The sequence below is a fragment of the Rickettsiales endosymbiont of Peranema trichophorum genome, from assembly GCF_004210275.1.
GTDB lineage: Bacteria > Pseudomonadota > Alphaproteobacteria > Rickettsiales > Midichloriaceae > RICK02.
The window spans coordinates 1-14,177 of sequence record NZ_SCFA01000122.1 but is presented as its reverse complement, the minus strand read 5'-3'; the positions used below and the strand labels follow the sequence as shown (position 1 = coordinate 14,177).

8 protein-coding genes are annotated in these 14,177 nt (G+C 41.6%); all 8 read left to right on the top strand.

Features of this window, described 5'->3' with window-relative positions:
* On the top strand, window positions 1-522 hold a 522-nt coding region (locus EDM53_RS05900), incomplete at its 5' end, for a PD-(D/E)XK nuclease domain-containing protein (RefSeq protein WP_207215504.1).
* Window positions 523-538: 16 nt separating this feature from the next.
* Window positions 539-2,233, top strand: a complete 1,695-nt coding sequence (locus tag EDM53_RS05895) for an AAA family ATPase (RefSeq protein WP_165379695.1) — start codon at window positions 539-541, stop codon at window positions 2,231-2,233.
* 220 nt (window positions 2,234-2,453) lie between these two features.
* The gene (locus tag EDM53_RS05890) at window positions 2,454-10,067 is read left to right on the top strand and encodes a sister chromatid cohesion protein PDS5 (protein WP_130122725.1); all 7,614 of its coding nucleotides are present in this window, start codon (window positions 2,454-2,456) and stop codon (window positions 10,065-10,067) included.
* Window positions 10,068-10,317: 250 nt separating this feature from the next.
* A complete protein-coding gene (locus EDM53_RS06305; RefSeq protein WP_165379694.1) occupies window positions 10,318-10,599 on the top strand; it encodes an AbrB/MazE/SpoVT family DNA-binding domain-containing protein in 282 nt (93 codons plus the stop codon).
* Window positions 10,596-10,988, top strand: a complete 393-nt coding sequence (locus EDM53_RS05880; RefSeq protein WP_130122723.1) for a PIN domain-containing protein — start codon at window positions 10,596-10,598, stop codon at window positions 10,986-10,988. Before EDM53_RS06305 ends, EDM53_RS05880 begins: the two co-directional genes overlap by 4 nt.
* 7 nt (window positions 10,989-10,995) lie before the next feature.
* Complete coding sequence (locus EDM53_RS05875) at window positions 10,996-11,964, top strand: tyrosine-type recombinase/integrase (RefSeq protein WP_130122722.1); 969 nt, start codon at window positions 10,996-10,998, stop codon at window positions 11,962-11,964.
* A gap of 95 nt (window positions 11,965-12,059) precedes the next feature.
* The gene (locus tag EDM53_RS06300; protein ID WP_165379693.1) at window positions 12,060-12,230 is read left to right on the top strand and encodes a hypothetical protein; all 171 of its coding nucleotides are present in this window, start codon (window positions 12,060-12,062) and stop codon (window positions 12,228-12,230) included.
* A gap of 8 nt (window positions 12,231-12,238) precedes the next feature.
* Window positions 12,239-13,915: an AAA family ATPase gene (locus EDM53_RS05870; RefSeq protein WP_130122721.1), complete on the top strand. Its 1,677-nt coding sequence runs from the start codon at window positions 12,239-12,241 to the stop codon at window positions 13,913-13,915.
* Window positions 13,916-14,177: the final 262 nt, after the last annotated feature.

Here is a 14,177-nt window from a genome sequence, read left to right as displayed (position 1 = left end):
AACAAAGAAGTGGGCTTTGTATACGATGACATAGTAGATGATTGGTTTAGTGAAGCAATAAGCATAGAGTCATACGACAGCTTTGTAAGAAGCTTGGTGGATGGAGACATGGAAAAGTTTGAGATGTATATCACAAGCTACATAATGCAAAGTGGGAGCTACTTTGACTTTAATAAGAACACACCAGAACAAGTCTTTCATGTGTTTATATTGGGTCTAGTTGTAGGATTGAGAGGAGAGTACTACATACGCTCCAATCAAGAGTCAGGGCTTGGAAGATTTGATGTAGTAATGTTGCCAAAGCAGAGTGGGAGAGCTGGTATTTTGCTGGAGTTCAAGGCAACGGATGACCCAAAGAAGCTGAAGGCAAAGGCAAAAGAAGGCCTAAAACAAGTGAAGGACAAGCAGTATCTTGAGCTTTTTAGGCAACAAGGTGTGAAGGATGTACTTGCGATAGGCCTTGCGTTTTGCGGAAAGCAAATGTGTCTGGTGAGTGAAAAGGTTCTGTTGGAGCATGAATAAGAGGCAAGATGAAATTATGAAATACAAACTACCAGTAGGAGTCAGCGATTTTAGAAAGATAGTAAAGGGCAACTATGTTTTTACGGACAAAACGCTGTTGATCAAAGAAGTAATGGACGATGGTGCTGATATTATACTTGTCACCAGGCCAAGGAGGTTTGGCAAGACGCTTAACCTGTCGATGCTTTACTACTTTTTGGACCATAGCCAGCCAAAGAGTGAGAATTTATTTGAGAAGCTGAACATAGGCCAGGACAAAGCATTTTGTGAAGAGCATCAGCATCAATATCCAGTGATATTCATATCGTTTAAGGATGTGAAGCAGTTGCGCTATAAAGATGCGTACGCGAATATAGTGGCACTGATAAGTGGATTGTACACAGCGCACCAGTATTTACTGGATGGTGAGGTGTTAGCGGAACATGAAAGGGCAAAGTTTATGTCTTTGCTAAGGGGGGAGGGTCTTAAAGCCTATATTGAAGCATCACTTAGCCAACTCTGCATATACATACACAGATATTGTGGGAAGAACCCTATCATACTGATAGACGAGTACGATACGCCGATACAGGAGGCTTACCTAAAAAAATACTACGAGAAAATGGTGGAGCTAATGCGGGGCATATTGGGTCAGGCATTAAAGGATAACAGTTACTTAACAAAGGCTGTGGTTACTGGCATAACACGTATCTCTCAGGAGAGTCTATTTTCTGGGTTGAACAACATAGAAGTATACTCGTTACTGAGAGAAGACTATGGGCAATACTTTGGGTTTACCGAAGAGGAAGTGGTGAAGCTACTGGAAGAAACAAAACAACCTGTGTCTCTTGGTGCAATCAAGGAGTGGTACAACGGGTATCAAATAGGGAAGCATGTATTGTACAACCCATGGTCGATAATAAAGTGTTTAAAGAACCATGGGGAATTAGAGGAGTACTGGTTAAATACCTCAGGGAATGCCTTGATAGGGGATCTGTTAAGAAAGGCAAAACCTATAGTTAAGGAGGAGTTTGAAGAGCTGCTACAGGGGAAGGTAATAACACAAGCACTGTCTGAGAATTTGGTGTTTCCCGATATACGAAAGAAACCGGAAGCCTTGTGGAGCTTGTTGTTGTATGCGGGATACTTGAAGGTACTGGAGAAGGAAAGGCAAGGTAACAAGCTGATATGTCATTTATCGATACCAAACAAAGAAGTGAGCTTTGTGTACGATGACATAGTAGATGATTGGTTTAGCGAGGCAATAAGCATAGAGTCATACGACAGCTTTGTAAGAAGCTTGGTGGATGGAGACATGGAAAAGTTTGAGATGTACATCACAAGCTATATCATGCAAAGCGGAAGCTACTTTGACTTTAATAAGAACACACCTGAGCGAGTGTTTCATGTGTTTATATTGGGCTTAGTAGTGGGATTAAGAGGAGAATACTACATACGCTCCAATCAAGAATCAGGGCTTGGAAGATTTGACGTAGTGATGCTCCCGAAGCAGCATGAAAGAGCAGGTATCTTGCTAGAGTTCAAGGCCACAGACGACCCAAAGAAGCTGAAGGCAAAGGCGCAAGAAGGCCTAAAGCAAGTTAAGGACAAGCAATACCTGGAGCTTTTTAGACAGAATGGTGTGAAGGAAGTACTGGCGATAGGGCTTGCGTTTTGCGGTAAGCAGATGTCTTTGGTGAGTGAGAAGATTGTAATTGATGAATGTGACTAGGAAAACATATTCAAAGAGAATGTGTGAGGGGATCTGGAGAAATCAATGATTGCCAGTTCTCCATAGCGTTATAATCGAAGTGGTGCTGATATCTTGAATTGGGTATACAGTATATAAAGGTGTTTTAGATGTAATTTTTTATTTTGCACTGAGTTAGCGTTCTGCTAATACATTCTATCGTATCAAAACTGTTCTCAGTAACATCATATGAGGTTAACTTATGCCACAATATTCATTAAGTGACAAACTCAAAAGGCTTTATGAGGCCCAAGATACTTTGCCAAAGCTGATCGAAGACGAGACTTTTCCTGAACAGAGGATGGAGCAGTATTACGTGAATCTGCGTATTGTACTGAGTACTAGGAGTGGTGAGGACAGCAAGGAGATAAAGCTCTCGGAGCTTTTTGATAAACAAGATGACCAGGAAGCAACTGGCAGAGTTTTGATCACCGGTAGTGCAGGTATGGGAAAAAGTACACTGCTGCATTATGTCTTGTATCAATGGGGTGCAGGTAAACTATTTCAGAATAAATTTGACTATGTTTTCGGTATCAAGCTAAAAAATTTGTTATCAAACGGTTGGGACAAGCGTTCGGGAACCAAAGCTGATCCACTGGCAAAATTTATATATGAAGGGTTGTTTGAAGGAGCGCTTGAGTTAGAGCACAAGAGAAGCAGCGGAGAGATGAATGAGATATCAAAAGATGAGGTCATTAGGGTTTTTAGGGATCACGCAAAGGATAAAGCTCTTAATAAAAGAACACTATTGTTGTTAGATGGTTACGATGAGATTGCCCATTTACGTCATAATGTAGTGATACAAAGAATCTTAGAGGAGATTTGGAAATATGATAATGTGGTTTTGACTTCAAGACCAAATGTACTACCACAGAAAATAGTGGACAAATTTAACAGAAGGGTAGAGGCAACAGGCTTAGGAGAAGCAGCAGTAAGGGACTATATCGATAGGTATTTTAAGCATCAAAAGAGCATAGTTAAAAGCGATGAAGCCCTTGCTGATGTGACAAATAGGGAAGCCAAGCTATTAGCAGCATATGATACTACGGAGGCTTTGAGAGAGACTCTCGCTGTGCCTATTAATACCGTAATATTTTGCCTAGTGAGCGCAGATTTTAATCATCAAGAAGGGGGAGCCTTAAAGGAGGTAAGTATAGGTAAATTGTATCAAAGAGCAATGATATGGTTGGGAAAGAGATACGTAGCGAAGAAGGGGGAATTTGAACGAAATGACCAGGCTCTTATCAAGAGTGTAGAATTTGAAGTGTTAAGTAGAATTGCGTACGAACTTTTTATAGATAATCGATTAAGTGTTGAAGGTGTTGCGATAGATAACATAGCGATTGAGAGCAGTAAAGGGGCTGTAAGAATTGGTGATGTGTATAGATGTGGTTTGCTAAAGTCAAGGAGGAAGGTATTTGGTGATGTGTCCGACGACATATTGTTACGTCAGCAATATGAATTTATTCACTTAAGCTTTCAAGAATGGTTGACAGGGCATCATTTATTACAACAACTGGTGATAGGAGGTGAAACTGGGAGGAAAGCGTTAAGTTTTATATCGCAAGTGAAGATGGAGCCTAGGTATTTGATGGTATTGAAGATGTTGGTAGGGCTTGTGATGGGAGAGTCTGGAAGTGATTCAGGAAGCTTGAAACAACAATTTTGGAGTGGTGTTATAACAAACGCTGATGGTGTATTAGAATTAGATCTTGAGAGTAGAGTCAAGATGTTGATGCATCTTTTAGAACAGGTGAAGAGTGAAGAAAGAGCATACATTCCGCATTTTAAGAAGTTGGAGGAGTTGATAGACGAAGTGGTATGCGGGGATGTAATGGGCTGGACAGAGCATATAAGATCCAGCAGGTACATGTCTGAGCAGGTAAGTCGTGTACCGCTTATTTTGCTGGACAGGGGGCTCAGCAATATCAAGGACACAGGAGGGAATGATGAAGCCCTCAAGATTGCTATCATGATATTAGGCAAATTGGCTGGCAGGTTTAGTGAGGGACATGAAGATGTGCTTAATAAGTTGCATCAGTTACTAGATGAGGAGTCGGTTGATTGGCAATTGAAGAAGGTATCAATAAGAAGCGTAGGTGAGATCATCAAAGTCGCACATTCAGTAGAAGCGAAGGGTATCATCAAGAGAATTGTGGAGCTGGTGCTGAATGATAATTTGAGGGAGACAGTAACGAAAGTAATAGTGTCCTTGATCGAAGCCAAGCGGGTATTTGGAGATTATGTATTGAAGTGTTTTAATCAGTTGCTGATAAGTGCAGTAGGATCTAGGAGTAAAGTAGCAAGAGCGATAGTTGACCTTGTATTTGAAACATCTGTGGAATTTAAGAGGACAGCAATAGATTGCTTGATTCCTCTTTTGAGGAGTGAGGAGGCAGAGATACGTATGTCTGGGGGGGAAGCCATCAGTTATATAACTGATGGGGATTGTGCAGAACTTAGAGAGAAAGTCACGGACAAGTTGTTACCCTTTTTAAATGATGAGAATTTGGACATTGTGATTGCCGTGACAGAAACTATAGGTGACATTGCAGAGAGAGGAGTGCTTCCCAGTGAGGTAAGATTAAGGATTCTGGATAGTATGGTACCTCTATTATTGAATGAGCATGTCCATTGGTACGCCTTGAGTGCGATATACAGAATCTTGGAAGGTGGAAGTGATGAAGTCCAAATTAGGGCGATCAAGATACTTACTCCATTTCTGCAGAATAGTGACAAGAATGTTCGCGAGTCTGCGATGAAAGTGCTGGGTAAAGTAGTTTCAGGGAATGAGCTGCCTATAGCAATCAAACAGGAGGCATTCAGACTCATCGCACCTCTTTTGAAGGATAGTAATGAGTATGTTCGCTGGTCTGCGGTGCAAGTGCTGGGTAAGGTAGTGTCAGGGAATGAGCTGCCTATAGAAGTAAGGCAGGCATTGTTCAACCTCATCGCACCTCTTTTGAAGGATAGTGATTGGTCTGTTCGCCAGTGTGCGGTACAAGTCCTGGTTCAGGTAGTTTCAGGGAATGATGTCCCTATAGAAGTAAGGCAGGAATGGTTCAAATTCCTCATCCCTCTTTTGAATGATCAGTATGTTGGCCAGCGTGCGGTGCAAGGGCTGGTTAATGTAGTTTCAGGGAATGATGTGCCTATAAAAGTAAGGCAGGAATGGTTCAAATTCCTCATCCCTCTTTTGAATGCTGGTGATCAGTCTGTCCGCCAGTATGCGGTGCAAGTGCTGGTTCAGGTAGTTTCAGGGAATGATCTGCCTATAAAAATGAAGGAAGAGGCATTCAACCTCATCGTCCCTCTTTTGAAGGATAGTAATCAGTATGTTCGCCAGTGTGCGGTCCAAGTCCTGGTCCAGGTAGTTTCAGGGAATGATCTGCCTATAACAATGAAGGAAGAGGCATTCAAACTCATCATCCCTCTTTTGAAGGATCGTAGTGGGGATGTTCGCCGGTCTGCGGTGGAATGGCTGGGTAAAGTAGTTTCAGGGAATGATGTGTCTATAGCAATGAAGGAAGAGGTATTCAAACTTATCCTCCCTCTTTTGAATGATGGTTACCGTGATGTTCGCCGGTCTGCGGTGCAAGTGCTGTGTCAAGTAGTTTCAGGGGATGAGCTGCCTATAGAAGTAAGGCAGGAATGGTTCAAATTCCTCATCCCTCTTTTGAATGATCAGTCTGTCCGCTGCTATGCCGTGCAAGTGCTGGGTAAGGTAGTTTCAGGGAATGATGTCCCTATAGAAATAAGGCAGGAATGGTTCAACCTCATCGCACCTCTTTTGAAGGATAGCGATAAGGATGTTCGCGTGCATGCGGTGCAAGGGCTGGGGCGAGTAGTTTCAGGGAATGATGTACCTATAGCAATGAAGGAAGAGGCATTCAACCTCTTCTTCCCTCTTTTGAAGGATGGTGATCGGGATATTCGCAAATCTGCAATGTTGATGCTAGCATCCTTATCAGATGGAGTTTTGCCTTCAGGTATAAAACTTCAAGTATTAGAGCAATGTAGTTCAGGGTATAATCCCAATGCTCAGGAAATACAGCACCTTATAGCAAAAGTATTAAATACTGGTGGATTGATCACAAAAATATGGCAAAGAAAATCCGGGTATTCTGGAAATATTAGCGGCCACTGTACACAGGTTGCACAAATACTATCCAAAGCAGACGAGCCATCATCTAGGACTTCTAAAGTGCTTCAGGAATTATCCGTCTTATTACAAGATTCAAGAGAACATGTCCGTCAAAATGCTATGCTAGCGATCAATCAGATCATGCAAAAACAAACTATTGAGCAGCTTTTTGAGATCAGAAAAGAAGCTACCCAGTCGCAAAAGATACAAAGCTGTGTTGTACAATCTTTGGCTGTGAAGTTAAATGAATTGAGCAAGCAAGAAGCTGATCAGAAGGATATAAAGCTGATATTCTCTATATTTGAGGCAATAGGACAATATCCTGATGAGGATGACCCAGACGAAAAGCAATTTGTTAAAGTATCGAGGCACTTGATCTCTGAAATAGTTGGGATCCCTGGTAATATACCAAAGGCAATAGCACTTGTGGAGAAGAAAGGCATTGCGAATATTTTAAGCATGTCATCAGAAAGCGTCTACTTTTTAAGGAAACTATATCAGGGCATACTTGAGGATGGCGGTATTTCGGAAAAAGAGGGTCGGTTTCTTGAGGAGTGCATGAAAAACGGTATTACGGCCCTTTTTAAACGAGATGGAAGCGTTATAGTGAACGGTGTGACTTATCGCATGGAAGACTACGGAAGTAGAGTGAGATTGGAGGCGATAATCGAGAGGACCATAGGGTCTCTCGCTGACCAGAATGTGCCACATTATCAAAATAGTGCGCGTGAAAAGTTTATGAAGCAATACCTAGAATTGGCAGTACAGTATAAAAACAATAAGCCGGTATTTCCTGTTGGCACTGACGCCACGGGAGCACCTATGATGACAATAGCAGCATCTGATGTTGGTGGAGAGATAGTAAGTGTGACTGGTAATGGTAATGTAGAATATGGCACATGGTATGTATCTGTCATGCATTTATCTACACAGCATAAGACTGAGCCGAGCGACGTATTTTTGATTCTTGAGAGAAGAAACGCTTTTGGTGATCATATCATCGTCAAGGTGTTTGTGGATCAAGATAGTCACCAATTTAGGAGCGATGTGCTAAGGTGCTATCCAGGAGGAATGAACATTATACACATTGCAAAGAATACGCCAGTAAGCCTTGAGGAGCTTATGCATGGTATGGAATACAGGACGGGCAGTAAGAATAAGCCGCGTTACTATGTAACTGGAACAAGGTTGAAGATAGAAGAAGGTGTGAATTTACTAGATGGTATAACGGGCAAAAAAGTAGATGGCGCAACCAGCTTATATGAGACGATGTGGAATCTATTAAGCAAATATGGAGTATCAAAGCAGTTAAGTTGGACGGAATATGTGAGAGGTGAAGAAATTTATGAGTTGAAAAAGACAAGCCTGTTTAAGGAGAGGGAACCAGGCTATCTTCTCACAAGACAGCAGAGTCTTGATGTCAATATGATGGAGTCGCTTATAAGTGCCAACTTAAGGGAAGATGAAGAAAGAGAGGTAGCGGATATAGAATCTGATCCATACAAGGAAGGCTTTTACAAGGGTCTGATGTTGCAACTTAACGGAGTGTATACTGCGTGTTTAAGTATCAACAGTGAACTGATATCACCAAAAGAAGAAAAAGGGAATTTGGGAAATTTTGGAGGTTTGGTGAAGGCATTAGGAGAAGGGGTATCGTTATTTGGCGTAGTAGGGTTGTCCTTGATAGGCGATGTGATGGAGAAGATAGACAGCGGGCACCATGAAGGGCAGATGTCTCAAAAAATTGCAAATTATTTAAAATTAGCGGGTAATAGCGCAAAAATGGAAAGATTTGCAGAAAAGTTGGCGCGAAAGCTGGTAAATGCTCTAGATAACCTAAACGTTGAAGAAGAAGGCAACGATCATATTGCTACTATGTTGTCTGCAGCAGGTACTGAGCAAGCTGATGTGTCGACTTCAGCCTTATTGATGGTGCAGGGTAGAATAGGAGATGTGTTGGATGCTAGGAAGGCAGGAGAGTTGAAGAGCTATACAGACTACATCAAAAGGTTTTTCTCTGGTGGAAGTGAAGAAGTAGTTGAAGAGGAGGAAAAGCAAAGGATCGATGGGGAAGAAAAGGCGAAGGGGATAGGTAAGGTGATAATCAACACCATTTTTGAAGGGAAACTGATAGGTATCAAAACAGTTGATGAACAAGTGCAGACTATTGTCAAACTGTTAGGTGTAGATGCTAGCATTAGTACAGATGCTCAAACCGCTGATGCGGCGGTTCATTCTACAGCTCAAGTGATTACAGCTCCATCTACAGACCAACAAGACCAAGAGCCACAAGCTGTTGGAGGTAGTGTATCAGAAGTCGCTCCACATGAAATAATCAGTGATGCCGTACCAAACCAAAAGATGCGAGAGATTGTTGTACAATATCTTTTTGAGGGGCGATGCGGTGTTGAGCGCCAGTTGAGTGCAGCTAAGTGGATATTGAGTGCGAGAGATACTCATAGTAATAGTGAAGGGAGCCAGCCTGGTACTTCTTCGAACAACCTAGTGACTAGCACTGCTATGGGTAAGCAATTGGTACAAGAAGCACGATGGTTGGTCGTTAAACATGTGTTGGAAGGTGAACATGGCCTTGAGGAGGGAGTAAAGACAATCAAGGGAGTATTAGGAGAAGAGTCAAGGAGCGAACCTCAGTACAACAATGCGAGAGAGAAGCTATTTATAGGTTCCTCGGTAGCCTATAGATTGCCCGGAACATGGGATAGACTGAAATATGTCCTCAAAGAGGCAATCAAGGATGATGATGGAGAGAGTTATTTAGACATAGACAGCGAATTAAATACATTTGATAGCGTAGTATCCTACTGGACTGGTCTAGAAGAAGTGACGAGTAAGATAGGTAACGTAGTAAGACCAACGCTAGTATTAGGAGGAGCGACAGCATCGTACATTACAACGAATAGACATAGTGAGTTGGTATGGGCGATGTCTCAGCCTGAGTATGGATTTGCGGAGGGAGGAATGGTACAGAAGAGTCTGTATTACCTCACATCAGCAACGACAGCGGTATACTTTGGAGGATTAGCGGCAGGTGCTATAGGAGCAGCTACAGCTGCGGGAACCACAGGGTTGATGACAGCACCTGTACTAGTACCTGCATCTATGGCGTTGTTAGCAGGAAGCAGTTTAATGGGAAGAGCATCGGTAGATTTAGGGCTTGTATCAGAGGATAATAGCTGGGTATACACCTTGAATACGGGAGCAGGATTAGGGATGGAAGTACTGGGGTTATTTCATGCACCATCAAAGATACTAAAAGCGATGCATGGTATAGGAGTAACAGCATACTCAGTAGTACCATTGCAGAGTGGTTATAGTAATCTAAAGAGTATGTGTGTAACCGCATATCAAGGAATATTTCCACCGGAAGGATGGGTACCGAAGTATAAGGTGAAGGAAAGATTGGCGGTCACAGGCCAGGAGCTAAAGAAGCTGGTATTAAGTAAACAAGAAAAGTCAGCCGACCTTATAACGAGCGAACAGGAATTCAGAGTCATAGAGATATCTAAGAGCCATGACGGAGTGGCAAGAACCGTGAAGGAGATATCGGAGATGTACTGTAATAACGTAGAAAGTGATAAGGAAGGGATATGCAAGCAAGAAGAAGGCGGGCAATGGATACCTGTAGAGGAGTTAGTGACACTTCAATTATAACCCTTACAAGTCTGGTGTAGGAACGAGTGAATTGTGTGGTGGTTGTGTGAGTATCATTATGTTTGATAATTACACTTATAGAACATTATTATACCTTCCAGTATACCATATACAATTATGTCTCATTGCTATTTTATGGTGTAAAAGTATTTATGCTCTGATTTATAATAATGGCATATTATTTATATTGTACTGCAAATACTTTTATGCTACAATCTTAACCATTAACACATTTACAATAAAATACATTATGGATACACGCGCCACAATAGATAAAAACAGCAGAATACTCATCCCCACCTCTATTCGTAAAAAGCTGCATTACTCTATAGGTGATACGGTTGTTCTAAGAGCCATTAATGGCGAGCTACACATTCTCAAGTTAGAACAAATAGTGGCAGAAGCTCAACAATTGGTAAATCAACATTACATACCAGAAAGTCCAAATATCCCAGATGCATCACCACAACAACTTTATACTTCAACACAACATCCAAACCTCCACAACCAACACGATCAAGAACAACAATGACTAATAAAACTATTCTGGATACTTCCTCACTCCTCATCCTAATCACAAAACAAAACGGCTGGGAACAAGTACTCTCGCTGCTCCCACAAGCCATCATCTCCAATCTAACTGCATCCGAAGTCACAACGGCTCTTATCAAAACTCATTCAATCCCCTCAGAGACAGTCAAATCTATCATCAACAGTCTAGTTGCTGCATCCATACCTTTTGACGAAGAGCAATGCTATCTAACAGCAGAACTAGTATCCAGCATACAACAGTATCACCTCCCCTACCCTGATAGAGCGTCCCTCGCATTAGCCAAAATCCACAATTGCAAAATTCTTACCGCAAACCAAGCTTTACAAAATATCAAAATAGAAGGAATAATAATAGAATCTATCAAATAACACACAAATGTCAGACATTATTACACCAGAAACATTACTTTCTACCATAAACTCTGTCCAAGAGAAGATGCGTGATTACGCGCAACATGCTTTTGCCAAAAATACCTATAGAAACTACAAAAGTGACTGGAAAAGCTTTTGCTTTTGGTGTGAATTATCGAAAATAGACCCATGGGCCTGCACCCCTCACATACTATCCATATATATCACCACACTTGCAGAGCAAAATTACAAAGTATCTACAATCCAGCGCAAGCTCTGTGCCATCTCAACCTATTATCAGTACAAGGATATCAACCTTAATCTAAACGACAGGGAGTTTAAGGCGGTATGGCAAGGGATACGTCGTAAACTAGGGATAGCCAAAAGAGGAAAAAATCCAATACTTGTCAAAACCCTAAAGCTTATGCTTCAAGATATACCCTCCAATACTAACATAGGCTTAAGAGACGCCGCGTTGTTAGCCTTTGGCTGGTCCTCTGCTATGCGTAGGTCTGAAATTGTAGCTCTCAACTGGTCCGATATAAGCTTTGTAGATGAAGGCGTCATAGTCACAATCAGACAAAGCAAAACCGACAAGTTTGGTGAAGGTCAAAAAATAGCCATATTATACGGTCGTCACAAACTTACCTGTCCAGTTACACATCTATCAAATTGGAAAGCTATTAGCTATACTGCTGAAGACCAACCAGTGTTCTGTGCCGTCTCTAGGGGCAATAAAGTAAAACATAGTAGACTCTCGTGTATAGATGTGGCAAGAATAGTCAAAAAATATATCAGGTCGATAGGTCTCGATGATAGTGTATTTGCGGGGCATTCCCTGAGGAGTGGTTTGATTACGAGTGCATCTAAGAACTCTGTACCTGACTACGTGATTATGAAGCATTCGAGGCACAAGAGTGCGCAGATGATACATGTATACACACGTGACCAGTCATTAATCAACGACAACGTGACTGGAATGTTGGGGTTATAGGAGTACAATACGGCTTCATATATAATATATATTATGTTTTTATAGGGGTGTTATGGTATAGTACTAGAACATAAATAAAAAGACAGCAAACAACAATGCAAGAAAGATGTGACATGCTCAAGGAGCAGAACCCAGAAGAACTAATAGAAGAGGGTAAAAAGCTTAAGGCAATAGAGATAGCAAGGCAGCTATTATTGAGAAGGGAGCATATAGACAAGGTGTCGGAGATAACGGACTTAACGCGCAATGAAGTACAGAATTTATAGGTACACCAATGAAGCTACCAGTAGGAGTCAGTGATTTTAGGAAAATAGCATCTGGACATTACATCTTTGCGGACAAAACGCTGTTGATTAAAGATATAATGGACGATGGAGCAGATATTATACTTGTAACCAGGCCTAGAAGGTTTGGGAAGACATTAAACCTATCGATGCTCTATTACTTTTTAGACCACAATCAGGCAAAGGATGAGAAGATATTTGCAGGTCTCAACATCTCAAAAGACAAAGCCTTCTGTGAAGAGCATCAGCACAAGTATCCAGTGATATTTATATCGTTTAAGGATGTAAAACAATCTACATACCAAGGAGCATACGGTGATATTACTGGTCTTATCATGGAGCTGTATGAGAGTCACAGATATTTACTTGCAGTAGATATGCTGTTATCAGATAGTGAGGCGAAGATCTTTAAGGCATTGATGAATAAACAGGGTGATCTCTCTGATGTTAGTTCATCACTGAAACGCTTATGCCTCTACATACACAGATATTGTGGCAAGAACCCGATTATATTGATAGACGAATACGACACACCAATACAAGAAGGGTATTTGGAAAATTACTACGAGGAGATGACAGAGCTAATGCGCAGTATATTGGGCCAGGCTCTCAAGGACAACAGTTACTTAACAAAAGCTGTGGTTACCGGTATAACACGTATCTCTCAGGAGAGTTTATTTTCTGGATTAAACAACATCTCGGTATATTCGATGCTTAGGGAGAGGTTTGGGCAATATTTTGGGTTTACCGAAGGTGAGGTTGTAAAGCTACTGGGAGAAACAAAGCAACCTGTATCGCTTAGTGAAATAAAAGAGTGGTACAACGGTTATCAAATAGGCAAACACGTGTTGTACAATCCGTGGTCTATAATCAACTGTCTTGACAACGAAGGAATACTACAAGAATACTGGGTGAATACGTCAGGCAACGGATTGATAGGAGATCTGTTGAAGAGTGCAGGAGGAGAAGTCAAGAGAGAGTTTGAAGAGCTCTTACAGGGGAAGGTGGTAACACAACCGTTATGTGAGAACCTAGTGTTACCGGAAATAGAAGAGAGACCTGAAGCATTGTGGAGTTTATTGGTATATGCTGGATATTTGAAGGTTCTGAGCCGTAGACTGGAAGAAGAAACGATAGCGGAGTTGTGTATACCAAACAAGGAGGTAAGCTTTGTGTACAGCAGAGCGATCAAGAGATGGTTTACCAAAGCAACCATACCCGGGTCATACAACAGCTTTGTGAGGAGCTTGATGGATGGAGATATGGAGAAGTTTGAGATGTACATCACAAGCTACATCATGCAAAGTGGGAGCTATTTTGACTTTAATAAGAACACACCAGAACGAGTATTTCATGTGTTTATATTGGGTCTAGTAGTGGGGTTAAGAGGAGAATACTACATACGCTCTAATCAAGAGTCAGGGCTTGGAAGGTTTGACGTAGTGATGTTGCCAAAGCAGAGTGGGAGAGCTGGCATGCTACTGGAGTTTAAAGCAACAAACGATCCGAAGAAGCTGAAGGCAAAGGCGCAAGAAGGGTTGAAGCAGGTAAAGGATAATCAATATCTGGAGCTATTTAGACAGAACGGAGTGAAGGAAGTACTGGCGATAGGGTTGGCGTTTTGTGGGAAGCAATTGTGTTTGGTGAATGAAAAGGTTGTGGTTTAATTGAGAGGTTCATGGGTTATCTGTTCAGGTTTATCACACAGTGTGTACACGAGTTGAGGCCTTGTTGTGGAGGGTTTCTGGCCGTTTGTGCACACAGCGTGTTAACAAAAGAGATATTCATGTGTGCACATTGTGTACATAGTCCATTCGTCAAAAGTCTAGATTTTGAATATCTGTATTAGAGTGCTGGTCTCAATTTCCGTGCGATTTATGTTTTTTGCAAAGGCTTATAGCCAAATGTTGACGTTTGAGGTGCAATATG